We start from the raw sequence: 24,365 nt of genomic DNA, 5'->3' as shown, positions 1-24,365 counted from the left end.
TATCGTCGTGAGATGCAGAGCCGCACCCCCGCCGGTCGTACCGGGCGTCCGCGCAGCGCCGCCGCGGACACCGCGATCCTGGCCGCGACGCGGGCGGCGCTGGTCGAGCTGGGCTGGTCGAAACTCACCCTGGGTGACGTGGCGGCGCGGGCCGGGGTTGCGAAGACGACCATCTACCGCCGCTGGGCGGGCAAGAACGAGCTGGTGGTCGACGCGGTCGCCGAGCTCTTCGACGAACTCGAACTCCCCGACCGCGGCACCCTCGCCGCCGACATCGAGGGCGTCGTCCTCCAGTTCGCGGCCATCCTGGCCCGCCCGGCGGCGAAGAGCGGCCTGATGGCGGTGGTGGCGGAGTCGATCCGGGACGACGCCCTGCGCGAACGCATCCGCGCGTCGATCGTGGAACGCCAGAAGCGGCTGGTCCTGGAGGGCAGGGAGCGCGCCCAGGTGCGGGGCGAACTCCCTCCGGGGACGGACCCCACCGAGGCCGCCCGCACGGTGGACCTCATCTTCGACGTGGTGGCGGGCGCGGTGGTCCACCGGACATTGGTGAGCGCGGAGCCGGCGGACGAGGAATGGGTGCGGAGTTTCACTAGGATGCTGCTCCTGGGCCTGATCTCATCAGCCGGTCCGCATCCCTCAGCCGGTCCGCATCCCTCAGCCCGTCCGGCGTTCGAGGACGAGGCCCCTTCAGGGCCGAAGCGGGGGTCTGGGGGCGGCAGCCCCCGGGGACGGGACGGGTAGGGGCGGCGGGGGCAACCACCCTGCGGCCGCACCAACCCCGGGGTCAGAACCCCGGGGGCTCGGTGTACACACCCCACTCGTCCCGCAGCACCCCGCAGATCTCGCCCAGCGTCGCCTCGGCCCGTACGGCGTCGAGCATCGGCCCGATCATGTTGCCGCCGTCCCGTGCGGCCGCGAGCATCGCGTCCAGAGCAGTCCGCACACCGGCCTCGTCCCGGGCCGTCTTCCGTGCCCCGAGCACCCGCACCTGCTCGCGCTCCACCTCGTGGCTGACCCGCAGGATCTCCAGGTTGCCGGTCACCGAGCCGTGGTGGACGTTCACCCCCACGACACGCTTGTCGCCCTTCTCCAGGGCGCGCTGGTACTGGAAGGCGGACTCGGCGATCTCGCCGGTGAACCAGCCGTCCTCGATGCCGCGCAGGATGCCCGAGGTGATCGGCCCGATGGGGTGCTGCCCGTCCGGGTGCGCCCTCAGGCCCCGCTCCCTGATCTGCTCGAAGATCTTCTCGGCGTCCGCCTCGATCCGGTCCGTCAGCTGCTCGACGTACCACGAACCGCCCAGCGGATCCGCCACGTTGGCGACGCCGGTCTCCTCCATCAGCACCTGCTGCGTGCGCAGCGCGATCTCCGCCGCCTGCTCGGAGGGGAGCGCGAGGGTCTCGTCCAGGGCGTTGGTGTGCAGCGAGTTGGTGCCGCCCAGGACCGCCGCGAGCGCCTCCACGGCCGTGCGCACGACGTTGTTGTAGGGCTGCTGGGCGGTCAGCGAGACGCCGGCGGTCTGGGTGTGGAAGCGCAGCCACTGGGCCTTGTCGGTCTGCGCGCCGTACACGTCCCGCATCCAGCGCGCCCAGATCCTGCGCGCCGCGCGGAACTTGGCGATCTCCTCGAAGAAGTCGAGGTGCGCGTCGAAGAAGAAGGACAGGCCCGGTGCGAAGACGTCCACGTCGAGACCGCGGCTGAGCCCCAGTTCCACGTACCCGAAGCCGTCCGCCAGCGTGTACGCCAGTTCCTGCGCGGCCGTCGAGCCGGCCTCACGGATGTGGTAGCCGGAGACGGACAGCGGCTTGTAGGCGGGGATGCCGGCCGCGCAGTACTCCATCAGGTCGCCGATGAGGCGCAGGTGCGGCTCGGGCTGGAAGAGCCACTCCTTCTGGGCGATGTACTCCTTGAAGATGTCGGTCTGAAGGGTGCCGTTGAGCACGGCCGGGTCGACGCCCTGTCGCTCGGCGGCGACGAGGTACATGCAGAAGACGGGCACGGCGGGCCCGGAGATCGTCATGGAGGTGGTGACATCACCCAGCGGGATGTCCTTGAACAGGACCTCCATGTCGGCGGCCGAGTCGATGGCGACACCGCAGTGGCCCACCTCGCCGAGCGAGCGCGGGTCGTCGGAGTCGCGGCCCATCAGCGTCGGCATGTCGAAGGCCACGGACAGTCCGCCGCCGCCGTTGGCGAGGATCATCTTGTAGCGCTCGTTGGTCTGCTCGGCGTTCCCGAATCCGGCGAACTGCCGGATGGTCCAGGTACGCCCCCGGTAGCCGGTCGCGTACAGCCCGCGGGTGAAGGGGTACTCACCCGGCCAGCCGATCCGCTCGAAGCCCTCGTAGCTGTCTCCCGGCCTTGGCCCGTACACCGGCTCCACGGGATCGCCGGAGAGCGTGGTGAAGTCCGCCTCGCGCGTGCGTGCGGCGTCGTACCGGGCCTGCCAGCGTCGGCGGCCCTCTTCGATGGCGTCAGCGTCCATACTTCGAATTTACTAGGACGTCCTAGTAAATGTCGATGGCAGACCGCCGTACGCGACCCGTACGGCGGTGCGGCGGTGCGGCGGTGCGGTGCGGCGGTGCGGTGCGGTGCGGCGGTGCGGTGCGGTGCGGCGGTGCGGTTACGCCTTGGCGACCGCCGGGGAGTCCTCGGCGATCCTGCCCTCCAGCTCGCGGCTGATCTTCCGCTCCACGAAGAAGGCGGCCGTGGGGATCGTCCCGGCCAGCAGCACCCACAGCTGCTTGGCGACCGGCCACTTCGCCTTCGAGCCCAGGTCGAACGCGAAGACCAGGTAGACGACGTACAGCCAGCCGTGCGCGATGCCCACGACACGGGTGAAGTCGTCCGCCCCGTCCATCTTGAGCAGGTACTTCGCGATCACGCCGAGGGTCAGCAGGACCAGCAGCACACCGGTGACGTAGGCCATGACGCGGTAGCGGGTCAGCACGGACTTTTTCATGCCTACGAGCGTAACCAGGCACTCCGGCGGATCTTGCCCCGGGTCGGGCGGTCAGGTCGGCGGTCAGGCGGTCAGACGGTCAGGGCCTGTCCAGCGGTCAGGCGGTCAGGGGCTGTCCGGCGGTCAGGCGGTCAGGGGCTGTCCGGCGGAAGGGCCCTACACCTAGTCCTCGTCGAAGTCGTGGGCGTCGACCCTCAGCGGTCTCAGCATCGCGAAGATCTCCGCGCACTCCTCGGCGTCGTACACCCCGAGCCCGAAGTCCATCGCCATCAGATCGCGGGTGGCCGCCTCGACCACCTCGCGCCCCTTGTCGGTGATGACGGCGAGCGTGCCGCGCCCGTCGTTGGGGTTGGGCTTCTTGTCCACCAGCCCCGACCTCACCAGGCGGTCCACGGTGTTCGTCACGGACGTGGGGTGCACCATCAGCCGCTCGCCGATCTTGGACATGGTCAGCTCACCGGCCTTGGAGAAGGTGAGCAGGACGAGCGCCTCGTAGCGCGCGAACGTCAGTCCGTACGGCTTGACCACCGCGTCGACCTCGGCGAGCAGGATCTGGTGGGCGCGCATGATCGAGGTGATCGCGGCCATCGACGGCACGTTTCCCCAGCGCTGCTTCCAGAGTTCGTCGGCGCGGGCGATGGGATCGAACGGGAGACTGAGCGGCTTCGGCACGGCAAAGACCTTACCGGCCGGTCACATCACGGTCAGCCCCGTCTCGCCCCTCGGTCCGCCGGGATTCCCGGGCCAGCAGCCCACAGCACACCGTCCCCAGCACGCCCGCTCCCGTCACCGTGGCGGCCACCCCGGCGAACTCCGCCGCCACCCCCGCCAGGGCCATACCCACCCCCTGGATCGTCATCAGCCCCGCGGTGAGCAGGGTCATGGCCCGCCCGCGCAGCTCCTGCGGCACGGCCCTCACGAACCACTGGTCCAGGCCCAGCGTGTACGCCGACCCCGCACCCGAGACCACCAGGAGCAGCAGCGAGACGGCCAGGCCGGGGCGCAGCGCGTAGCCGAGGTACGGCAACAGCGTGCAGCAGACCAGCGGGACGGCGATCCGCTCGCGGGTGGCGGGGTGCAGGGCCTGGTGCTGCTGCCGAGCGTCTTCGCCTGGCCGGACATCGTCAGCACCTTCGAACCGCCCTGGCAGCCGGCCCTGGTCTACCCGGCGCGGGGCATCGGCGGGTTGTGGGCCGAGCCCGCCGACCGCACCTCCGAGACGCTCGTACGGCTCCTCGGCCGGGGCCGGTCCGCCGTCCTCACCGCGCTCGACGAACCCGCGACCACGACCGCCCTCGCCCATCGGCTGGGCCTCGCGGCGTCGTCGGTGTCGGCGCACCTGACCGTCCTGCGGGACGCCGGCCTGCTGACCTCGCGGCGGTACGGGCATCAGGTGCTGTACGAGCGGACACCGCTGGGGATCGCGCTGGCGTGCGCGTAGCGCCTTCGGGTGCGTGGGGGGTCGGGGCCGTGTCGGGGGGTGTCCGTCCTCGGAACGGCGCGGAATCGGTTCCTTGGAGAGGTGCCGGCGTTGACGCGCCAACCGCTGCGGGCGGACACCCCCCGACACGGCCCCTTGCCGCCGTACGCGGCTGCGGGAGCGCTGCGGCTGCGGGAGCGCTGCGGCTGCGGGAGCGCTGCGGCTGCGGGAGCGCTGCGGCTGCGGCGGCTGCGTGCGCCTTGCGACGCCGGGGGACGGCGGGGCGAGGGGCACCTCTCGACCGACCGGGTCGGGTGGGTGGGCACAGGCCCGGGGGTCCGGGGGCGGAGCCCTCGGGGCGAGGCCGGCCCTTCGACCCACCGAGTCGGGGGGTGGGTGGGCATAGGCCGGGGGTCTGGGGGCGGAGCCCCCAGGGGGTGCGCGGCGGCGCCGGGGGGGCATCCGGTCAACGGCGAGTTGCTCGGCGTGGGGGCCCCACCGCCCGCTGGGCGACGGGGCCGAGGGCCGCCGCAGGGCTACTCGGCGAGGTGCCGCTCCACCGTCTCCACCTTGGACGTGAGTCCGTCCGTCACTCCGGGGCGGATGTCCGCCTTGAGGACCAAGGAGACGCGCGGCGCCCGCTGCTCCACCGCGGCGACCGCCCGCTTGACGACGTCCATGACCTCGTCCCACTCGCCCTCGATGGACGTGAACATCGCGTCGGTGTGGTTGGGCAGACCCGATTCCCGTACCACCCGGACGGCGTCGGCGACGTACTCCCCCACGTCCTCGCCGACACCCAGCGGCGTCACGGAGAAGGCGACGATCATGCCTTCACGGCCTTTTCCTGGCGGGCCCGGGAGGCGATGACCGCGTCCTCGGTCTCGCGCCTGAGCCTGCGCTCGGCGAAGAAGCCGCCGGTGGGCAGCACGGAGAGGACGAAGTAGAGGGCGGCGGTCTTCAGGGGCCACTTCGTACGGTTCCAGGCGTCGGCCCAGAAGATCACGTACAGGATGAAGAGGACGCCGTGGATCATCCCCATCACGGGGACCGCGTTGAAGTCCGTGGTCCGCTTGAGCACCGAGCAGACGAGGAGAAGGAGGAAGGAGATCGCCTCGGGGGCCGAGACCAGGCGGAGGCGTCGGAGGGCGGTGGCGGTCTTGATGTCCACGGGTCACCTTCGGTGGGAGAGACGCCGGACTGTTTGTGAATCCGGGCACAAGCGGTTCGCCTCATTGTGGCAAACGGCTGGGCGGCGGACGGCCGGGGGGTGGAAGCTGGTGCCGGCGACAGGGGAGCGCGTATGCGGTTCGTCTTCTCCATGACGATTCCGGGACTGGTGGTGGTGCTCACCGTGCTGGCCTTCGTCGATCAGCTGCTGATGCGGGCCGGGCGGGCCGGGGTGCTGCCCTGGCGGAACTCGGGGCGGCAGGGGCAGATCTCCGCGACCGGGTTCGAGCAACTGCACGCCGCCTTCTCGCCGGGCAAGCAGAGCGAGCTGAAGGAACGACAGAGCGCGCTGGTGATGCGGGACGACCAGGAGGACGGGGACCCACCGTGGTCCACGGTCGACCTGACCTCGGGGAAGGCCGTCATCCGGCTGCGCGGCGGGCGAGTGACCCCTTAGGGGTGCCATCAGGGTGGTGCTCCACCTCCAGGCTCTGTCGGCAAAGGCCCGGGGCCGCTACCTTCGCTGCGTGGCGATGTTCCGACTTCAAGGCAGCAAGGTGCTGGCCGTCGACATGACCGGGGACGCCGTGAAGGCGAAGAACGGTTCGATGGTCGCGTACGACGGTCAGATGGACTTCAAGAAGCTCAGCGGCGGCGGTGAGGGCATCCGGGGGATGGTGACCCGGCGGATCACCGGTGAGCAGATGACATTGATGGAGGTGAAGGGGCACGGGACGTGCTGGTTCGCGGACCGGGCCTCGGAGATCAACCTCGTCGCTCTCCAGGGGGACAAGCTGTACGTGGAGTCGAGCAACCTGCTCGCGACCGATTCGGGACTGCGGACCGGCACGTCGTTCACGGGCACGCGCGGGGCCTCGCAGGGCAACGGGCTGTTCACGACGACGATCGAGGGCCACGGACAGGCCGCGATCATGTCGGACGGGCCGGCGGTCGTGCTGCGGGTCAGCGCGCAGTACCCGCTGACCGTCGACCCGGGCGCCTACATCGCGCACCAGGGCAACCTGCGCCAGTCCTTCCAGTCCGGTGTGACGTTCCGCACATTCATGGGCGAGGGCGGCGGCGAGGCCTTCCAGATCCGCTTCGAGGGCGACGGCCTGGTCTACGTCCAGCCGAGCGAGCGGAACACGATCGCGGGGGATGTGTGACATGGCCTTGCGGGAGATCAACTCCAAGATGGTCGAGGCGACCGTCATGCCGGGGCAGCGGCTGTTCAGTCAGCGCGGGGCGATGCTCGCCTACCGGGGCGAGGTGTCCTTCACCCCGAACATCCAGGGCGGCCAGGGCGGCGTCATGTCGATGCTCGGGCGGCGGGCGGCGGGCGAGGCCGCTCCCCTGATGACCGTCGAGGGCAGCGGCACCGTCCTGTTCGGGCACGGCGGTCACCACGTACAGGTCATCGGCCTCACCGGCGACACCCTGTACGTGGAGGCGGACCGGCTGCTCGCCTTCGAGGGCACCCTGGAGCAGGGCACCATGTTCATGGGCTCCCAGGGCGGCGTCATGGGCATGGTCCGCGGCCAGGTCAGCGGCCAGGGGCTGTTCACGACCACCCTGAAGGGACACGGCTCGGTCGCGGTGATGGCGCACGGCGGAGTCATCCAGGTCCCCATCACCCCGCAGCGTCCGGTCCATGTCGATCCACAGGCGTACGTCGCCCACCACGGCGACGTCCGCAACAAGCTGTCCACCGCGCTGGGCTGGCGGGACATGGTGGGCCGCGGCTCCGGTGAGGCGTTCCAGCTGGAGCTCAGCGGCAACGGCGCGGTGTACGTCCAGGCCTCGGAGGAGAAGCTGTGAGCATGTACGGGGCTCCGGGCGGCGGCCCGACGGTCTACGACCCCATGACGCTGCCGGTCGACGACAACGTCAACAACTACACCTTCTGCGTGGAGCTCAAGGGGAGCCAGTGGTTCCTGCAGAAGGGGAAGATGATCGCCTACTACGGCTCGATGGAGTTCAACGGCATCGGGCACGGCCGGCTGGACGGTCTTGTCCGTTCCTCCTTCCATTCGCCTCTGCACGCGAGCGACTGGGTCGTGGCACAGGGCTCGGGGAAGATGCTCCTCGCCGACCGGGCCTTCGACGTGAACTCCTACGACCTGGAAAACGGCAATCTGACCATTCGCTCGGGCAACTTGCTCGCTTTTCAGCCAAGTCTCGCCCTCAAGCAATCAATCGTGCCGGGTTTTCTGACACTCATCGGAACCGGAAAGTTCGTGGCCGCGTCGAACGGCCCGGTGGTGTTCATGGAACCCCCGATCCGGGTGGACCCGCAGGCCCTCGTCGGCTGGGCCGACTGCCCCTCTCCGTGCCATCACTACGACCACGGGTACATGACCGGCCTGATGGGCGGTCTACGTGCGATGACGGGCCTCGGCGGGGCCTCCGGCGAGGAGCACCAGTTCGAGTTCGTGGGCGCCGGCACGGTGCTGCTCCAGTCGTCGGAGGCACTGATGGCCGAGCAGGCCACAGGGGCTGTTCCACACGAGGCGGGAGTACCCGGTGGCGGCGGGGGGTTCACAGGCCCCGCACAGCAAGCCGGCGCACCGCGCCTTCCCGGACAGCTCGGGGACCTGCAGCGTCGCTTCGGGCTGTGAGCGGTAGTCTGCGGAGTGTGACGTCGAACGTGTGCGCGTCGGCGTCATGCCACCCTCGCTAGTTCGCCTTTCAACCTTTTAGGTAGACTTCATTCATGGAGACCGAGACGGCCACGCGCTGGCTGACCGATGCGGAGCAGTGCGCCTGGCGCACCCACCTGGAGGTCAACAGGCTGTTGACGTACCAGCTCGAGAGGGACCTTCAGCCGTTCGGCCTGACGATGAACGACTACGAGATCCTGGTCAACCTCTCCGAGTCGGAGGGCGTACGGATGCGGATGAGCGACCTCGCGTCCGCCACCCTCCAGTCCAAGAGCCGCCTCTCCCACCAGATCACCCGCATGGAGAACGCGGACCTCGTGCGGCGCGAGAACTGCGAGTCGGACCGCCGCGGTCTGTACGCGGTGCTCACCGAGCACGGCATGGAGACGATGAAGAAGGTCGCGCCGCATCACGTGGCGTCCGTGCGCAGGCACTTCATCGACATGCTGTCCCCCGACGCCCTGGCGGAACTCGAGAAGTCCCTGCGGCCCGTCGCGGACCACCTGCGGGGGCAGCGCGGACGTCCGTGACCCGGGCGTCCGCCGTCTAGGCGAGCGGCAGGCGGAGCTCGAACAGGGCTCCGCCTGTCGGCGCTTCACGGACCGTGAGCGTGCCGCCGTGTCGTGCGGCCACGTCACGGGCGATGGCGAGCCCCAGCCCGGCGCCGCCGTCGTCGCGGCTGCGGGCGTCGTCGAGCCGTACGAACCGCTCGAAGATCCGCTCCCGGTCGCCGTCGGGCACCCCGTCCCCGTCGTCGGCGACCCCGGCCACCGCCCACTCCCCCTCCCGCCGCACGGTCACCGTGACCGCCGATCGGGTGTGCCGCCGCGCGTTGTCCAGCAGGTTGGTGAGCACTCGCCGCAACTGCCCCCGGGACCCGGTCACCTCCACCGCCCCGGCCGCCTCCACGCTCACGCCCGCCCGCCCCGCGGCCTCCTCCCGCGCCAGCGCGGCAAGGTCCAGCCGCCCGCCGGCCGGCCGCTCCCCCGCGTCCAGCCGGGCGAGCAGCAACAGGTCGGCGGCGAGGTGCTGCAGTCGTACGGTGTCCTCGACGACCCCTTCCAGGTCCAGCAACTCCGGATGCGCGGTGCCCACTTCGAGTTGGGTGCGCAGGCTGGCGATCGGACTGCGCAGCTCGTGCGAGGCGTCGGCAACGAACCGGCGCTGCCGTTCCACGGAGGTCTCCAGGGCGGACAGCGTCTCGTTCGTCGTGCGGGCGAGGCGGGCCACCTCGTCGTGCGTGTCCGGCACCGGGACCCTGCGGCCGAGGTCCTCCGAGGCGGTGATCGCGGCCATCTCGCCGCGGATGCCCTCCACCGGGCGCAGCGCGCGCCGGGTGACCAGCCAGGTCACGCCCGCGACGACGGCGAGCAGCAGCGGGAAGCCGATCAGCATGACGGTCAGGGCGGTGTTCACGGCGCCCTGCTCGGCGGACAGGGGGGCGCCGGCGTAGACGGTGAGCAGGCCCAGTTCGTCCGTCTCCACCTGGACGGCGGCGAAGCGGTAGTCGGCCTTCTGGTGGTCGATCGTCGCGGAGCCGTTGGTGAACGTGGTCTTCTCGTCGATCTCGCCGGGGTCGGAGGAAGAGGTGTCGTCCGCGTCCTCGTCGACGTCGTCGTCGCTGCCGCCCGTGGGCGAGGGCGTGGGCGTGGGTGTCCGCGGGCGCACGGTGTCGGTGCCCGTGCCGGTGATCCGCTCCAGATCCTCGGTCGCGGCGACGAGCCTGCCCGTCTCGTCGACGACCTGGACGGGCTGGTCGTCGTCGTCCAGGGACAGCTGCTCGTACGTCTTCCCGGCGGCCAGGTCGGTGGCCACGGTCCGCGCGGCACGCTCCGCGGCCGTCCCGGCCTGCCCGATCAGGTTGGAGCGCAGGGACAGCAGTACGGCGGCCCCGGCCGCGATCAGTGCCACCGCGACGACGAGGGTGGCGGCGAGGGTCGCCCGGGACCGTACGGAACCGAACAGGCGTCTCATCGTTGCTCCGTCTCCAGCCGGTAGCCGACGCCGCGTACGGTCCGGATGAGCCCGGCGCGCAGCTTGCGGCGCAGGGTGCTGACGTACACCTCGACGATGTTCGGATCGCCCTCGTACGCGAAGTCCCAGACGTGTTCCAGGATCTCGGTCTTGGACACCACCTCCCCGGCCCGCACCACGAACTGCTCCAGGACGGCGAACTCCTTGGCGGTGAGCGCGATCTCGTCGTCCGCCAGGAAGACGCGGCGGGCGGCGGTGTCGACCTTCAGGTCGCCGTGGACGTGTACGGGCGAGGCGCCGGGGCCCTGCGCGCGGCGCCGCAGCAGGGCGTTGATCCGGGCGACCAGGACGACGTACGAGAACGGCTTGGTCAGGTAGTCGTCGGCGCCCGTGTCGAGGCCCTCCGCCTCGTCGTACTCGCCGTCCTTGGCGGTGAGCATCAGGATCGGCACGTCGTGGCCCGCGGCGCGCAGGGCGGCGCAGACGCGGTAGCCGTTGAGGCCGGGCAGCATGATGTCCAGGATCACGAGGTCGTACGTCCCCTCGGTGGCCCGGTGCAGACCCTCCCGGCCGTCGTGGACCACGTCCACGGCGTACCCCTCGGCCGTCAAACCCTTGGCGAGCGACAGGGCAAGCCGCTTCTCGTCCTCCACTATCAAGAATCGAAAGGGGTGACGCGAAGCGTCTCGAGCAGGGTGGTGGGCGACGGGTGGGCGCATGCGTAAAGGTTCGCAAAGGGAACCTGAAGATCTCTTCAGGGGGTTTCAGGTTCCTCTCAGCGTCGGTCGTCCAGGGTGGTTGATGTCGCAAGCGGAACGAAGCGACCGAATCATTACGACTCTGGAGGAAGCCGCATGAAGCGCAACATCGTGATCGCCGCCGTTACGGCCGCCGCTCTGATCGGGGGCGGTACGGCCACGGCCCTCGCGGGCACCGGGGACGGCGAGGGGACGGCGCGGCAGGCGGACGCTCAGGTGAAGCAGGCCGGGGTCCAGGACGACGACGCCCAGGACGTCGATGACACCGACGACGCCGACGACGCCGACGACGCTCAGGACGACGACGCGGCGCGGGTGTCCGGTGACGTGACGGCGGCCGAGGCCATCGCCTCCGCGCTGCGCCACGACGCGGGAACCGCCGTCTCCGTGGACCTCGACGACCAGGACGACGCCGGGCCGGTCGTGTGGCAGGTCGACGTGCTCGGTGGCGACAACACCTGGCACAGCGTGAACATCGACCCCGGCACCGGCAAGGTCCTCGGCTCCCACACCGAGCACGAGGACGACACCGCCCAGGTGCGGGCCGCGCTGAAGGGCGCGAAGGTGACGGCGTCGGAGGCCGCCAAGGCCGCGGCGGGCAAGGGCACCGTGACGTCGGTCGGCCTCGACGAGGACGGCACCTCGAAGTCCTGGGAGGTCGAGACGCACAAGTCCGGCAAGGCCGAGCAGGACTGGAACGTCGACCTGCAGACCGGCAAGGTCACGGCGGACCGCTCGGACGCCTCCGACGACGGCTGACGTACGGGCTCTGCCCCTGCAACCGGCCAGGGGGCTTTGCCCCCTGGCCCTTCGGGCACGGGCCGGGCGCTAGAACCCCGCGATCACCGCCGCCCCCACCGACACCCCGCCCGCCACCACGAAGCACACCCCCAGCGGAAGCCGCTCCACCAAAACCCCCATCGTCGCCGCCCCGGCCGAACTCCCCGCGTTGACGGACGTGTTGACCCACGCCCCCGCCTGCGTACGGAACCCGGCCGGGGCGGCTTCGTCGGCGATCAGGTACGCCGTCGTCAGGGCCGGTGCGACGAACAGCCCCGCACAGGCCGCCGCCCCGGCGAGGGTGACCACGCCGGGGGCCAGAGCGGCGACGGCGAGCGTCACCCCCAGGCCCACCGCCAGCAGTGACAGCCGAACCCGGGCCGGCGTACGCCAGTCCACCGCCCCGTTCAGCAGACCCCCCACCGCGCTGCCCGCCGACAGCGCCGCGAGCACCCAGGCGACGGTGTCGTCCCCGAGCTGCCGCTGCCCGGCGAAGGCCACCACCAACAGGTCGACGGCGCTGAGGGACAGGCCGACGCCCCCCGCGACGACGACCGGTTGCAGCAGTTCCCGCCCCGGCGTCAGCGAGGCCCGTCGGCCCTCGCGTACAGCTCCGCTCCCGCGCATCGCGCGGACCGCCGGTGACATGACGAAGGCCGGCGTCCCGACCCCCATCAGCAGCGCGCCCAGCACCACACCCACAGCGGGTGCCGTGAAGCCGACCAGCACGCCGACCAGCAGCGGGCCGGTGACGTAGAGGAGTTCCTCCGCGACGCCGTCCAGGCTGTACGCGCGTTGCAGCAGGAGCCGGTCCTCGGCGAGTTCGCCCCACACCGTGCGCATGGTGGGGCCGAGGGGCGGCGCGCAGGCGCCGGTGACGGCGGCGATCACGCCGAGCAGCAATCCGGACGCGCCGGGACGCCAACCGGCCACCGCCAAGGTGCAGAGCAGCCCCGTGTACAGCAGGGCCATGGGCAGCAGGGCCCGGCGCGGGCCGTGGCGGTCGACCAGGGCCGCCCGGTACGGCGACAGGAAGACGCCCGTGGCGCCGAACACGGCCATGACGGCGCCGGCGACGGCGTACGACCCGGTCGCCCGGGTCACGCAGAGCATCACGGCGATCGGGATCACGCCGTACGACAGGCGGGCGGCGAGGGCGGCCGCGAAGGTGCGGCGGGCATGGGGAATGCGGAGTACCGCGGCATAGGAAGGCCGCGGGGACACAGCGGACACGACAGAGTTCCTCTACTGGAGGCAGGGAAGGGACGCCGAAGTGCCGCGACGGCCACGGCGTGCTGCCGGGTGCGGTCGCGGGCTCGGGCGGGCCCTATGCCAGGAGGAGGAACATGTGGATCAACGTATCAGCGGGTGCGCCGCGTCACCATGGGGCGGTCAGCCCTCCGTCAGCCCCGCCACCAGTTCGTCCGCCGCCCGGTAGGGGTCCAGCTCCCCGGCGACGATCTTCTCCGCCAGGGTGCTCAGCCGGCGGTCTCCGTGCAGGTCGCCGATGCGTTCGCGCAGAGCCGTGACGGCGATCGTCTCGACCTCGCGGGCGGCGCGGGTGCGGCGGCGTTCGGACAGGACGCCCCGCTCCTCCATCCAGGCGCGGTGCTTCTCCAGTGCCTCGACGACCTCGTCGATGCCCTCGGAACGCGCGGCGACCGTCTTGATGATGGGCGGGCGCCAGTCGCCGGGGCCGCGGGACTCGCCGAGGCCCAGCATGTGGTTCAGCTCACGGGCGGTGGCGTCCGCGCCGTCGCGGTCGGCCTTGTTGACGACGTACACGTCGCCGATCTCCAGGATTCCGGCCTTCGCCGCCTGGATCCCGTCGCCCATGCCCGGCGCCAGCAGCACCACCGACGTGTCGGCCTGGGAGGCGATCTCGACCTCCGACTGGCCGACCCCGACCGTCTCGACCAGGATCACCTCGCAGCCGGCCGCGTCCAGGACGCGGATCGCCTGGGGGGCGGCCCAGGCGAGACCGCCGAGGTGGCCTCGGGTCGCCATCGAGCGGATGTAGACGCCCGGGTCCGAGGAGTGCTCCGACATCCGGACCCGGTCGCCGAGCAGCGCACCGCCGGAGAACGGCGAGGACGGGTCGACGGCCAGGACGCCGACCCGCTTGCCCTGCTTGCGGTACGCGGTCACCAGCGCGGACGTGGACGTCGACTTGCCGACGCCCGGCGAGCCGGTCAGACCGACCACATACGCCCCGCCGGTCAACGGGGCCAGTGTCGCCATGACCTCCCTGAGCTGCGGGGACGCCCCCTCCACGAGGGAAATCAGCCGGGCCACGGCCCGCGGCCGGCCTTCCCTGGCCTGGGCGACCAGCGAGGAGACGTCCTGCATCACAGCTCCGTTCACGAAAGAGACCACGAAAGGGGGACAGCCGAACAGCGGGGCTCAGGCCTCGAAAGCGGGGCTCAGGCCTTGGGTACCCGCACGATCAGCGCGTCACCCTGACCGCCGCCGCCGCACAGCGCGGCCGCGCCCACGCCGCCGCCGCGCCGCTTCAGCTCCAGCGCCAGGTGCAGGACGAGGCGGGCGCCGGACATGCCGATCGGGTGACCGAGGGCGATGGCGCCACCGTTGACATTCACCCTTTCCGAGGACACCCCGAGGTCCTTCATTGACTGGACCCCGACCGCCGCGAAGGCCTCGTTGATCTCGATCAGGTCGAGGTCGGAGACCTCCAGGCCCTCCTTCTTGAGGGCGTGCAGGATCGCGTTCGACGGCTGCGACTGCAAAGAGTTGTCCGGACCGGCCACGTTGCCGTGGGCGCCGATCTCGGCGATCCACTCCAGGCCGAGCTCGAGCGCCTTGGCCTTGCTCATCACCACGACCGCCGCGGCGCCGTCGGAGATCTGCGAGGCCGAGCCCGCCGTGATCGTGCCGTCCTTCGTGAAGGCCGGGCGCAGCTTGCCCAGGGACTCCGCCGTGGTGTCGCCGCGGATGCCCTCGTCCTTGCTGAAGACGACCGGCTCGCCCTTGCGCTGCGGGATCTCCACCGGGGTGATCTCCGCCTCGAACAGGCCGTTCTTCTGGGCGGCGGCGGCACGCTGGTGGGACAGGGCCGAGAACTCGTCCTGCTCGGGGCGCTGGATGCCCAGGCGGGTGTTGTGCTTCTCCGTGGACTCGCCCATGGCGATGTTCTCGAAGGCGTCGGTGAGACCGTCGTACGCCATGGCGTCGAGCATCTCGATGGCCCCGTACTTGAAGCCCTCACGGGACTTGGGCAGCAGGTGGGGGGCGTTGGTCATGGACTCCTGGCCGCCGGCGACGATCACCTCGAACTCGCCGGCGCGGATGAGCTGGTCGGCGAGCGCGATGGCGTCGAGGCCGGACAGGCACACCTTGTTGACGGTGAGCGCCGGCACGTTCATCGGGATGCCGGCCTTGACGGCGGCCTGGCGTGCCGGGATCTGCCCCGCCCCGGCCTGGAGCACCTGGCCCATGATCACGTACTGCACCTGGTCGCCACCGATACCCGCACGGTCGAGGGCGGCCTTGATCGCGAAGCCGCCGAGGTCGGCTCCGGAGAAGGACTTCAGCGAGCCCAGCAACCGGCCCATGGGCGTCCGGGCGCCCGCGACGATCACCGAGGTCGTGCTGTTCGATCCAGTCATGAGCTGCGATCCCCTTATCCGGCCTGCACTGGCCGAGGAGTGAACGAGGGTTTACTTCGAATGTACTGAGCGGTAGTCCATGCCGTCATCGGGCTGTCGGTGTGATCGCGCGCACGTTGCGTAACCACCTCCGGAGCGCTGCACTGAATCCATGCTGACGCGAATCGACCACATCGGGATCGCCTGCCACGACCTCGACAAGACCGTCGAGTTCTACCGGGCCACCTACGGCTTCGAGGTGTTCCACTCCGAGGTCAACGAGGAGCAGGGCGTGCGCGAGGCCATGCTCAAGATCAACGATACGTCCGACGGCGGGGCTTCGTACCTGCAGCTCCTGGAGCCGACCAGGGCGGACTCCGCCGTGGGCAAGTGGCTCGCGAAGAACGGCGAGGGCGTGCACCACATCGCCTTCGGTACGGCGGATGTCGACGCGGACGCCGCGGACATCCGCGGAAAGGGCGTACGCGTTCTGTACGAAGAGCCGCGAATCGGTTCCATGGGGTCACGGATCACCTTCCTGCACCCGAAGGATTGCCACGGCGTACTGACAGAACTGGTCACTTCGGCGCCCGTTGAGTCACCTGAGCACTGACCCTCGTACATATGGGCCGGTAGGGTTGGGGGCGGTCGTCGCTCACAACCAGGGCGACCAGGGTCCTGCCGTCACGGCGGGACCTGGCCGGGGTCCGGGTTTCGGGGGACGAGCGTCGGGGCAGCAGCCCGTGCTCCGCCGTTGATCTGACACCATTCCCCGGGAGCCCCGTTCTGCGAACGGACGGAGCTCGTACGGAGAGACTTGCGACCAGGGGACGGATGGGACCGCGCAGTGCGGGGCTACGAGAGCCAGGAGCGGGAACCGGCGGCTGACGTCGACCACCTCACTCGTTTCGAAGCCGAGATGAAGCGGCTGAAGACCGAGCGGGAAAAGGCGATCCAGCATGCCGAGGACCTCGGCTACCAGGTCGAGGTGCTGCGCGCCAAGTTGCACGAGGCGCGTCGCACCATCATGTCCCGGCCCGCCTTCGACGGCGGTGACATCGGCTACCAGGCCGAGCAGCTGCTGCGCAACGCGCAGGTCCAGGCCGACCAGCTGCGCCAGGAGGCCGAGCGTGAGCTGAGCCAGGCCCGGGCGCAGACCCAGCGCATCCTCCAGGAGCACGCGGAGCAGGCGGCCCGGCTCCAGGCGGAACTGCACCAGGAGGCGGTCACCCGCCGCCAGCAGCTCGACCAGGAGCTCGCCGAACGCCGGCAGACGGTCGAGTCGCACGTCAACGAGAACGTGGCCTGGGCGGAGCAGCTGCGCGCCCGCAGCGAGCAGCAGGCCCGCCGGCTCCTGGACGAGTCCCGTGCCGAGGCCGAGCAGGCCATGGCGGCGGCCCGCGCGGAGGCCGAGCGGGTGACGTCCGAGGCCCGGCAGCGGCTGCAGAGCGAGGCCGAGTCGGCCCGCACGGAGGCCGAGCAGCTGCTGCGCCGTGCCCGCGCGGACGCCGAGCGACTGCTGAACGCCGCCTCGACGCAGGCCCAGGAGGCCACCGAGCACGCCGAGCAGCTGCGCACCTCCACCACGTCGGAGTCCGAGCAGGCCCGCCGTGAGGCGCAGGAGCTGAGCCGGACCGCCGAGCAGCGCATCCAGGAGGCCGACACGGCTCTGCGCGAGGCACGCGCCGAGGCGGAGAAGCTGGTCGCCGAGGCGAAGGCCGCCGCCGAGAAGGCCCTGTCGAGCGCGGAGTCGGCCAACGAGCAGCGCACCCGTACGGCGAAGGAGCAGGTCGCCCGGCTGGTCACCGAGGCCACCAAGGAGGCCGAGGCCACCAGGTCGGACGCCGAGCAGATCGTCGCCGACGCCCGCGCGGCGGCGGAGAAGCTGCTCGACGAGGCCGCCGAGAAGGCCCGCACCCTCACGGCCGAGGAGAGCGCGACCCAGCTGTCCAAGGCGGCCAAGACGGCCGAGGACGTCCTCAACAAGGCGCAAGAGGACGCGCGCAGCACCACCAAGGCCGCCGCCGAGGAGGCCGAGCGGATCCGCACCGAGGCGGAGACCGAGGCGGACCGGCTGCGCGCCGAGGCGCATGACATCGCCGAGCAGCTCAAGGGCACGGCGAAGGACGACACCAAGGAGTACCGGGCCAAGACGGTCGAGCTGCAGGAGGAGGCCCGTCGGCTGCGCGGCGAGGCCGAGCAGCTGCGCGCCGAGGCGGTCGCCGAGGGCGAGAAGATCCGTTCCGAGGCGCGCAAGGAGGCCGTCCAGCAGATCGAGGAGGCGGCCCGGACCGCCGAGGAACTGCTGGCGAAGTCCCGGCAGGACGCGGACGAGCTGCGCCAGAAGGCCACCACGGACAGCGAGAAGGTCCGCACGGAGGCCATCGAGCGGGCGACGACCCTGCGCCGGCAGGCCGAGGAGACCCTGGAGCGCACCCGCAAGGAGGCCGAGCGGCACCGCGCGGAGATCGTCGAGCAGTCCGAGGGCATCAAGGCCGACGCCGAGCGGGCCGCGCTCGAACTGCACGAGGAGACCGAGCGGGCCATAGAGGCCCGTCGCGCCGAGGCCGCCGAGGAACTGCGCCGGCTGCACAACGAGGCCGAGGAGCGCCTCGTCGCCGCCGAGCAGGCGCTGAGCGACGCCCGTGAGGAGGCGGCGCGGATCCGTCGCGAGGCCTCCGAGGAGGGCGAGCGACTGCGCGGCGAGGCCGCCGAGCGGATCCGCACCCTCCAGCAGCAGGCCGAGACGGAGGCCGAGCGGCTGCGTACCGAGGCCGCGTCGGACGCCTCGGCCTCCCGCGCGGAGGGCGAGGCCGTCGCCGTACGCCTGCGGTCGGAAGCGGCGGCGGAGGCCGAGCGGCTCAAGTCGGACGCGCAGGACACCGCCGACCGGGTACGGGCGGAGGCGCAGGCCGCCGCCGAGCGGCTGGCGACCGAGGCGTCGGAGACGCTGGCCGCCGCGCAGGACGAGGCCAACCGGCGTCGCCGCGAGGCCGAGGAGCTCCTCGGCGCGGCCCGCGAGGAGGCCGGCCAGGAGCGCGAGCGGGCCCGCGAGCAGAGCGAGGAACTGCTGGCCTCGGCGCGCAAGCGCGTCGAGGAGGCACAGGCCGAGGCCGTACGGCTGGTCGAGGAGGCGGACCGGCGGGCCACCGAGATGGTGTCGGCCGCCGAGCAGCACGCCCAGCAGGTACGGGACTCGGTCGCGGGGCTGTACGAGCAGGCGCAGGAGGAGATCACCGGGCTGCGGTCGGCCGCCGAGCACGCGGCGGACCGTACCCGTCGGGAGGCCCAGGAGGAGTCGGACCGGGTCCGCGCCGACGCCTACGCCGAGCGGGAGCGGGCCACCGAGGACGCCAATCGGGTCCGGCGTGAGGCGGCCGAGGAGACGGACGCCGCCAAGGCGCTCGCCGAGCGGACGGTCTCGGACGCGATCGCGGAGGCGGAGCAGCTGCGGTCGGACGCGTCCGAGCACGCCCAGCGGGTGCGTACGCAGGCGTCGGAGACCATCGCCGAGGCCGACCAGGCGGCGGCGCGTACCCGGGCGGATGCCCGCGAGGACGCCAACCGCATCCGGTCGGACGCGGCGACGCAGGCCGACACCCTCATCACCGAGGCGCGCAACGAGGCCGAGCGGCTCACCACCGAGACGATCACGGACACCGACCGGCTGCGGCAGGAGACGGTCGCCGAGGCCGAGCGGCTGCGCTCGGAGACGGCCGCGGAGGCCGAGCGGGTCCGGTCCGAGGCGCTGGCCCAGGCCGAGCAGCTGGTCGGCGAGGCCACCGGCGAGGCGGAGCGGCTGCGCGCCGAGGCCGCCGAGACGGTCGGGTCGGCCCAGCAGCACGCCGAGCGGGTCCGCGGCGAGTCCGCGCGGGTCCAGGAGGAGGCGCTGTCGGAGGCCGAGCGGGTCACCACGGCCGCGCGCGAGGAGGCCGAGCGCACTCTCGACGAGGCCCGGAAGGCCGCGAACAAGCGGCGTTCCGAGGCGGCCGAGCAGGTCGACAAGCTCATCACGGAGACCACCGCCGAGGCCGACAAGCTGCTCACCGAGGCCCAGCAGCAGGCCCTCAAGACCACCGCGGACGCGGAGGCCCAGGCCGACAGCATGGTCGGCGCGGCCCGCACCGAGGCCGACCGGCTGGTGTCCGAGGCGACGGTCGAGGGCAACGCGCGGGTGGAGAGGGCGCGTACGGACGCGGACGAACTGCTCGTCGGTGCCCGCCGGGACGCCACCGCGATAAGGGAGCGGGCCGAGGAGCTGCGCGACCGCATCACGACCGAGATCGAGAACCTGCACGAGCGGGCCCGCCGCGAGGCCTCCGAGACGATGAAGTCGACCGGCGACCGGTGCGACGCGCTCATCAAGGCCTCCGAGGAGCAGCTCGCCAAGGCCCAGGCGAAGGCCAAGGAGCTGGTGTCGGAGGCCAATTCCGAGGCCGGCAAGGTGCGGATCGCCGCCGTCAAGAAGGCCGAGGGGCTTCTGAAGGAGGCCGAGCAGAAGAAGGCGGCCCTCGTGAAGGAGGCCGAGGACCTCAAGGCCGAGGCGATCCGCGAGGCGCGGCGCACGGTCGAGGAGGGCAAGCGCGAGCTGGAGATCCTGGTGCGCCGGCGCGAGGACATCAACGCCGAGATCTCGCGTGTCCAGGACGTCCTGGAGGCGTTGGAGTCCTTCGAGGCCCCTGTCGGGGGCAAGGACGGCGTCAAGGCGGGCGCCACGGTCGGCGCCCCTCGTTCGGGTGCGAAGTCGTCGGACGGCTAGAACAAAGTGCGAATTCCGGTGTCTTCTGGGGCCTTTGACCAAGTTTTTGGCAAGTGGTCCGCGGGTTAGCCACCCAAAAGGGGTGTCATTCTCCAGATCAAACACGCATCCGCTCGATGACACACCGCTTCGGCCCCTAGGATTCCCCCTATCACCTCACCGGTCTCATTCGACAGGAACCCCATGAGCGACACTTCCCCCTACGGCTTCGAGCTTGTGCGGCGTGGATACGACCGCGCTCAGGTGGACGAACGCATCTCGAAGCTCGTCTCCGACCGTGACAGCGCTCTGGCCCGTATCACTGCTCTGGAAAAGCGCATCGAGGAGCTCCACCTCGAAACGCAGAACGCCCAGGCTCAGGTCAGCGACGCCGAGCCGTCGTACGCCGGTCTCGGCGCACGTGTCGAGAAGATCCTCCGCCTCGCCGAGGAAGAGGCCAAGGACCTGCGCGAGGAGGCCCGGCGCGCGGCCGAACAGCACCGCGAGCTCGCCGAGTCGGCGGCCCAGCAGGTTCGCAACGACGCAGAATCGTTCTCTGCGGAGCGCAAGGCCAAGGCCGAGGACGAGGGCGTCCGGATCGTCGAGAAGGCCAAGAGCGACGCCTCGCAGCTGCGCTCCGAGGCTCAGAAGGACGCGCAGTCGAAGCGCGAGGAGGCCGACGCCCTCTTCGAGGAGACCCGCGCCAAGGCCGCGCAGGCCGCCGCCGACTTCGAGACGAACCTCGCCAAGCGCCGCGAGCAGTCGGAGCGCGACCTGGCCTCGCGTCAGCAGAAGGCGGAGAAGCGTCTCGCGGAGATCGAGCACCGCGCGGAGCAGCTTCGCCTGGAGGCGGAGAAGCTGCGCACGGACGCCGAGCGCCGTGCCCGTCAGACGGTGGAGACGGCGCAGCGCCAGGCCGAGGACATCGTGGCCGACGCCAACGCCAAGGCCGACCGGATCCGTTCGGAATCCGAGCGCGAGCTGGCCGCCCTCACCAACCGCCGCGACTCCATCAACGCCCAGCTGACGAACGTGCGCGAGATGCTCGCCACGCTCACGGGTGCCGCGGTGGCCGCCGCCAGTACGCCGGCCGACGACGAGCCGATCTCCCGGGGTGTCCCGGCTCAGCAGTCCCGGTAAGCGTGTGACGTAGTACGACAGGGCCCGCATCCCCCGCGAGGGGTGCGGGCCTTCGTCATGGGCTGCGCGAGAGCGACCGCTTCCACGGTTGTTGCCGCTCTGTCCGATATCCGTTTCCCCCCAGGATTGGCATCCGCCGGACACCGCCCCTAGCGTGGATCGCATGATCGAGCTCGAGGGGTTGACCAAGCGGTACGGCGAGAAGGTGGCGGTCAACAATCTGACCTTCGCCGTCAGACCGGGCATCGTGACGGGCTTCCTCGGGCCCAACGGCGCCGGCAAGTCGACGACCATGCGGATGATGCTGGGGCTCGACCGGCCGACCGCCGGGGACGTCCGTATCGACGGCAAGCACTACGACCGGCTGAAGGACCCGTTCCGGTACATCGGCGCCCTGCTGGACGCCAAGGCCATGCACGGCGGGCGCAGCGCGTTCAACCACCTGCTGTGCCTCGCGCAGAGCAACGGCATTCCCGAGAGCCGGGTGCACGAGGTGCTGGACACGGTCGGTCTCACCTCGGTCGCGAAGAAGAAGGCCAAGGGCTTCTCGCTCGGCATGGGGCAGCGGCTCGGCATCGCGGGCGCGCTGCTCGGCGACCCGCGGATCCTGATGTTCGACGAGCCCGTCAACGGTCTCGACCCCGAGGGCATCCACTGGATCCGCAACCTGATGAAGTCGCTGGCCTCGCAGGGCCGTACGGTCTTCGTCTCCTCCCACCTCATGAGCGAGATGGCGCTGACCGCCGACCACCTCGTCGTCATCGGCCAGGGGCGGCTGCTCGCGGACACCTCCATGGCGGACTTCATCGCGCGGAACTCGCGGTCCTACGTCCGCATCCGCTCCCCGCACCGCGAGCGGCTGCTCGACGTGCTGCACGGCGCCGGGATCACCGCCGTGGAGGCCGGCAACGGCACCCTGGAAGTCGACGGCTGGAAACCCGAGTACATCGGGGAGCTCGCGGCGCAGCACCAGATCGTGCTGCACGAGCTGAGCCCCCAGCAGGCCTCCCTGGAGGAGGCGTTCATGCAACTGACCGCGGAGTCGGTCGAGTACCACGCACATGCCGGGACGCCCCTCGCACCGGGGCCGCAGTGGGGCGACGGCTGGAAGGGGAACTGACCATGGCGGCGATCCAGGTCGTCCGGTCCGAGTGGACCAAGATCCGGTCGGTGGCGTCCACGGTGTGGACGCTCTCCCTCGCCGTGGTCGTCACCATCGCGCTCGGCATGCTGATCTCGGCGCTGTCGAAGAGCGAGTTCGACACCATGAGCCGCAACGACCGGCTGTCCTTCGACCCGACGTTCATCAGCTTCGCGGGCATGAGCCTCGGACAGCTGGCGATGATCGTGTTCGGTGTGCTCGTGGTGTCGAACGAGTACAGCACCGGCATGATCCGCACCTCGCTGGCCGCCGTACCGCAGCGCGGCACCTTCCTGTTCAGCAAGATCGCGGTCGCGACCGGGCTCTCGCTCGTCGTCGGCATGGCCACCAGCTTCGTCGCCTTCTTCCTGGGGCAGGCGATGCTGGGCACCCACAAGGCGTCGATCGGTGACTCCGGCGTGCTGCGCGCGGTCATCGGCGGCGGCCTCTACATGACCCTGATCGCGATGTTCTCGATGGGCGTGGCCGCGATGCTGCGCTCGCCGATGCTGTCGCTGGGCATCCTGATGCCGTTCTTCTTCCTGATCTCCAACATCCTGGGCAACGTCGACGCGACGAAGAAGATCGGCCAGTACCTGCCCGACCAGGCCGGCAGCAAGATCATGCAGGTGGTCACCCCGATCGACGACGACACACCGTACGGCCCCTGGGGCGGCCTCGGGATCATGGCGCTGTGGGTGGCCGCCGCGCTGCTCGGCGGTTACGTCCTGCTCAAGAAGCGGGACGCCTGAAGCCGGAGCGGGACGGGTGAAGCTTTGGGCTTTGCTTTCATTTGAGCGGAACCGTCAGCGCCCCGATAAGCTCCTAACCCTTACGGGGGGCGTGTGCCCCGCTGTCCTGAACCTTGATGGGTGCGGAGCATGATCGAGGCAGTCGGCCTGACCAAGCGCTATGGCGACAAGACCGCTGTGTACAACCTTTCCTTCCAGGTGCGGCCCGGCGCCGTCACCGGCTTCCTCGGGCCCAACGGCTCGGGCAAGTCGACGACGATGCGCATGGTCCTCGGCCTGGACAATCCCACTTCGGGGCAGGTGACGATCGGCGGCTATCCGTACCGCAAGCTGCCCAACGCGCCCCGCCAGGTCGGCGCGCTGCTCGACGCCAAGGCGGTGCACGGCGGCCGGGCGGCCCGCAACCACCTGCTGTGCCTGGCCCAGCTGTCCGGCATCCCGGCCCGCCGGGTCGACGAGGTGCTCGGCGTCGTCGGTCTCCAGGACGTGGCCAGAAGGCGCTCCAAGGGCTTCTCCCTCGGCATGGGCCAGCGGCTGGGCATCGCCGCCGCGCTGCTCGGCGACCCCCAGGTGCTGCTGTTCGACGAGCCGGTCAACGGCCTCGACCCCGAGGGCATCCTGTGGGTGCGCAACCTGATGAAGGCGCTCGCCGCGGAGGGCCGCACCGTCTTCGTCTCCTCGCACCTCATGAGCGAGATGGCGGTGACCGCCGACCACCTGATCGTGATCGGACGCGGACAGCTGCTCGCCGACATGAACATCAAGGACTTCATCTCGGCCAACTCGGCCGACTTCGCACGCGTCCGTACGCCCGAGACCGACCCGCAGCTGCGCGAGAAGCTGTCGTCCGCGCTCACCGAGGCGGGCGCGCACGTGATGCCGGAGCAGGACGGCGCGCTGCGGGTGACGGGGCTGCCGCTGCCGCGCATCAGCGACATCGCGCACGACACCGACGTACGCCTGTGGGAGCTGTCGCCGCACCAGGCCTCGCTCGAGGAGGCCTACATGCGGATGACGCAGGGCGCGGTCGACTACCGCTCGACCATCGACCAGAAGGCCGGGCTCCAGCAGCCGCTGCCGCCGGGCGCGCAGCCGCCGATGCCGATGCCGGGGCAGGGCCAGCCGGGCTGGTACGCCCCGCCGCCGCCCCAGCAGGGCGGGCAGCCGTTCTCGATGCCGCAGGGGCAGCCGCCCGCGGGTCCGTACGGCGCTCCTGGCGCCGTCCCGGCCCCCGGCGCCGGTGCGCCCAACCCGTACGCCCC

Annotated in this window: 23 protein-coding genes and 2 pseudogenes; 14 read left to right on the top strand and 11 right to left on the bottom strand. The window is 71.0% G+C overall.

Annotation, left to right across the window (positions count from 1 at the left end; all coding sequences use genetic code 11):
• Window positions 1-12 precede the first annotated feature (12 nt).
• Window positions 13-744 (top strand): TetR/AcrR family transcriptional regulator, encoded by a 732-nt coding sequence (locus tag ACWBNA_RS41455; RefSeq protein WP_482709762.1) that lies wholly within the window; start codon window positions 13-15, stop codon window positions 742-744.
• A 43-nt stretch (window positions 745-787) separates the two neighbouring features.
• Here the strand turns inward: ACWBNA_RS41455 and icmA are convergent, their stop codons facing one another.
• From icmA to ACWBNA_RS41435, 4 genes and pseudogenes are all read right to left on the bottom strand, one after another.
• A complete protein-coding gene (gene icmA / locus ACWBNA_RS41450) occupies window positions 788-2,488 on the bottom strand; it encodes a coenzyme B12-dependent isobutyryl-CoA mutase large subunit (protein WP_482709761.1) in 1,701 nt (566 codons plus the stop codon).
• A gap of 138 nt (window positions 2,489-2,626) precedes the next feature.
• On the bottom strand, window positions 2,627-2,965 hold the full coding sequence (locus ACWBNA_RS41445; RefSeq protein WP_482709760.1) for a DUF3817 domain-containing protein: 339 nt from the start codon (window positions 2,963-2,965) through the stop codon (window positions 2,627-2,629).
• 162 nt (window positions 2,966-3,127) lie between these two features.
• Window positions 3,128-3,637 carry a MarR family winged helix-turn-helix transcriptional regulator gene (locus tag ACWBNA_RS41440; protein ID WP_482709759.1) on the bottom strand — a complete coding sequence of 170 codons (510 nt, stop codon included), beginning with the start codon at window positions 3,635-3,637 and terminating at the stop codon, window positions 3,128-3,130.
• A 10-nt stretch (window positions 3,638-3,647) separates the two neighbouring features.
• Window positions 3,648-4,046: pseudogene (locus ACWBNA_RS41435) on the bottom strand (MFS transporter); the annotation flags it as partial.
• Between ACWBNA_RS41435 and ACWBNA_RS41430 the strand changes: the two are divergent.
• Window positions 4,038-4,406: pseudogene (locus ACWBNA_RS41430) on the top strand (ArsR/SmtB family transcription factor); the annotation flags it as partial. The pseudogenes ACWBNA_RS41435 and ACWBNA_RS41430 sit on opposite strands and share 9 nt — an antisense overlap.
• A 515-nt stretch (window positions 4,407-4,921) precedes the next feature.
• On the opposite strand, the gene ACWBNA_RS41425 reads toward ACWBNA_RS41430, so the two are convergent.
• Together ACWBNA_RS41425 and ACWBNA_RS41420 are read right to left on the bottom strand one after the other, a co-directional pair.
• The gene (locus ACWBNA_RS41425) at window positions 4,922-5,215 is read right to left on the bottom strand and encodes an MTH1187 family thiamine-binding protein (protein ID WP_482709758.1); all 294 of its coding nucleotides are present in this window, start codon (window positions 5,213-5,215) and stop codon (window positions 4,922-4,924) included.
• The gene (locus ACWBNA_RS41420; RefSeq protein WP_217239317.1) at window positions 5,212-5,556 is read right to left on the bottom strand and encodes a DUF3817 domain-containing protein; all 345 of its coding nucleotides are present in this window, start codon (window positions 5,554-5,556) and stop codon (window positions 5,212-5,214) included. Before ACWBNA_RS41420 ends, ACWBNA_RS41425 begins: the two co-directional genes overlap by 4 nt.
• Window positions 5,557-5,688: 132 nt before the next feature.
• Here ACWBNA_RS41420 and ACWBNA_RS41415 point away from each other — a divergent pair, with 132 nt between their 5' ends.
• The 5 genes from ACWBNA_RS41415 (at window position 5,689) to ACWBNA_RS41395 (ending at window position 8,745) form a co-directional block, all read left to right on the top strand.
• A complete protein-coding gene (locus ACWBNA_RS41415) occupies window positions 5,689-6,012 on the top strand; it encodes a DUF6191 domain-containing protein (protein ID WP_482709757.1) in 324 nt (107 codons plus the stop codon).
• A 76-nt stretch (window positions 6,013-6,088) separates the two neighbouring features.
• Window positions 6,089-6,721: an AIM24 family protein gene (locus ACWBNA_RS41410; RefSeq protein WP_482709787.1), complete on the top strand. Its 633-nt coding sequence runs from the start codon at window positions 6,089-6,091 to the stop codon at window positions 6,719-6,721.
• A gap of 1 nt (window position 6,722) precedes the next feature.
• Complete coding sequence (locus tag ACWBNA_RS41405; RefSeq protein WP_482709756.1) at window positions 6,723-7,373, top strand: AIM24 family protein; 651 nt, start codon at window positions 6,723-6,725, stop codon at window positions 7,371-7,373.
• 2 nt (window positions 7,374-7,375) lie between these two features.
• Complete coding sequence (locus ACWBNA_RS41400; protein ID WP_482709786.1) at window positions 7,376-8,173, top strand: AIM24 family protein; 798 nt, start codon at window positions 7,376-7,378, stop codon at window positions 8,171-8,173.
• A 95-nt stretch (window positions 8,174-8,268) separates the two neighbouring features.
• On the top strand, window positions 8,269-8,745 hold the full coding sequence (locus ACWBNA_RS41395; RefSeq protein ID WP_482709755.1) for a MarR family winged helix-turn-helix transcriptional regulator: 477 nt from the start codon (window positions 8,269-8,271) through the stop codon (window positions 8,743-8,745).
• 16 nt (window positions 8,746-8,761) lie between these two features.
• On the opposite strand, the gene ACWBNA_RS41390 is transcribed toward ACWBNA_RS41395, so the two are convergent.
• Window positions 8,762-10,189: a sensor histidine kinase gene (locus tag ACWBNA_RS41390; RefSeq protein WP_482709754.1), complete on the bottom strand. Its 1,428-nt coding sequence runs from the start codon at window positions 10,187-10,189 to the stop codon at window positions 8,762-8,764.
• The gene (locus ACWBNA_RS41385; protein WP_482709753.1) at window positions 10,186-10,908 is read right to left on the bottom strand and encodes a response regulator transcription factor; all 723 of its coding nucleotides are present in this window, start codon (window positions 10,906-10,908) and stop codon (window positions 10,186-10,188) included. Before ACWBNA_RS41385 ends, ACWBNA_RS41390 begins: the two co-directional genes overlap by 4 nt.
• Before the next feature lie 135 nt (window positions 10,909-11,043).
• Between ACWBNA_RS41385 and ACWBNA_RS41380 the strand changes: the two genes are divergently transcribed.
• Window positions 11,044-11,706, top strand: coding sequence for a PepSY domain-containing protein (locus ACWBNA_RS41380; protein ID WP_482709752.1), 663 nt, complete (start codon window positions 11,044-11,046; stop codon window positions 11,704-11,706).
• A 69-nt stretch (window positions 11,707-11,775) separates the two neighbouring features.
• Here the strand turns inward: ACWBNA_RS41380 and ACWBNA_RS41375 are convergent, their stop codons facing one another.
• From ACWBNA_RS41375 to ACWBNA_RS41365, 3 genes are all read right to left on the bottom strand, one after another.
• Window positions 11,776-12,960 (bottom strand): MFS transporter, encoded by a 1,185-nt coding sequence (locus ACWBNA_RS41375; RefSeq protein WP_482709751.1) that lies wholly within the window; start codon window positions 12,958-12,960, stop codon window positions 11,776-11,778.
• Between the two features lie 159 nt (window positions 12,961-13,119).
• Window positions 13,120-14,076, bottom strand: a complete 957-nt coding sequence (gene meaB / locus ACWBNA_RS41370; RefSeq protein WP_482709750.1) for a methylmalonyl Co-A mutase-associated GTPase MeaB — start codon at window positions 14,074-14,076, stop codon at window positions 13,120-13,122.
• A 74-nt stretch (window positions 14,077-14,150) separates the two neighbouring features.
• The gene (locus tag ACWBNA_RS41365) at window positions 14,151-15,353 is read right to left on the bottom strand and encodes an acetyl-CoA C-acetyltransferase (protein ID WP_482709749.1); all 1,203 of its coding nucleotides are present in this window, start codon (window positions 15,351-15,353) and stop codon (window positions 14,151-14,153) included.
• A gap of 151 nt (window positions 15,354-15,504) precedes the next feature.
• On the opposite strand from ACWBNA_RS41365, the gene mce reads away from it, so the two are divergent.
• From mce to ACWBNA_RS41335, 6 genes are all read left to right on the top strand, one after another.
• The gene (gene mce, locus ACWBNA_RS41360; protein WP_482709748.1) at window positions 15,505-15,945 is read left to right on the top strand and encodes a methylmalonyl-CoA epimerase; all 441 of its coding nucleotides are present in this window, start codon (window positions 15,505-15,507) and stop codon (window positions 15,943-15,945) included.
• Between the two features lie 234 nt (window positions 15,946-16,179).
• Window positions 16,180-20,091: a polarized growth protein Scy gene (gene scy / locus ACWBNA_RS41355; protein WP_482709747.1), complete on the top strand. Its 3,912-nt coding sequence runs from the start codon at window positions 16,180-16,182 to the stop codon at window positions 20,089-20,091.
• Between the two features lie 183 nt (window positions 20,092-20,274).
• The gene (locus ACWBNA_RS41350) at window positions 20,275-21,210 is read left to right on the top strand and encodes a cellulose-binding protein (protein WP_482709746.1); all 936 of its coding nucleotides are present in this window, start codon (window positions 20,275-20,277) and stop codon (window positions 21,208-21,210) included.
• A gap of 163 nt (window positions 21,211-21,373) precedes the next feature.
• Window positions 21,374-22,330 carry an ABC transporter ATP-binding protein gene (locus tag ACWBNA_RS41345; protein ID WP_482709745.1) on the top strand — a complete coding sequence of 319 codons (957 nt, stop codon included), beginning with the start codon at window positions 21,374-21,376 and terminating at the stop codon, window positions 22,328-22,330.
• A 2-nt stretch (window positions 22,331-22,332) separates the two neighbouring features.
• Entirely contained in the window at window positions 22,333-23,103 is a 771-nt protein-coding gene (locus ACWBNA_RS41340; protein WP_482709744.1) for an ABC transporter permease, read from the top strand.
• Between the two features lie 129 nt (window positions 23,104-23,232).
• Window positions 23,233-24,365, top strand: a 1,133-nt coding sequence (locus ACWBNA_RS41335; RefSeq protein ID WP_482709743.1) for an ABC transporter ATP-binding protein, incomplete at its 3' end; no start/stop codon positions are given.

The sequence above is a fragment of the Streptomyces sp. Q2 genome, assembly GCF_056820935.1.
Note: the sequence above shows the minus strand (reverse complement) of the source record. Positions and strands in the feature narration are given on the sequence as shown.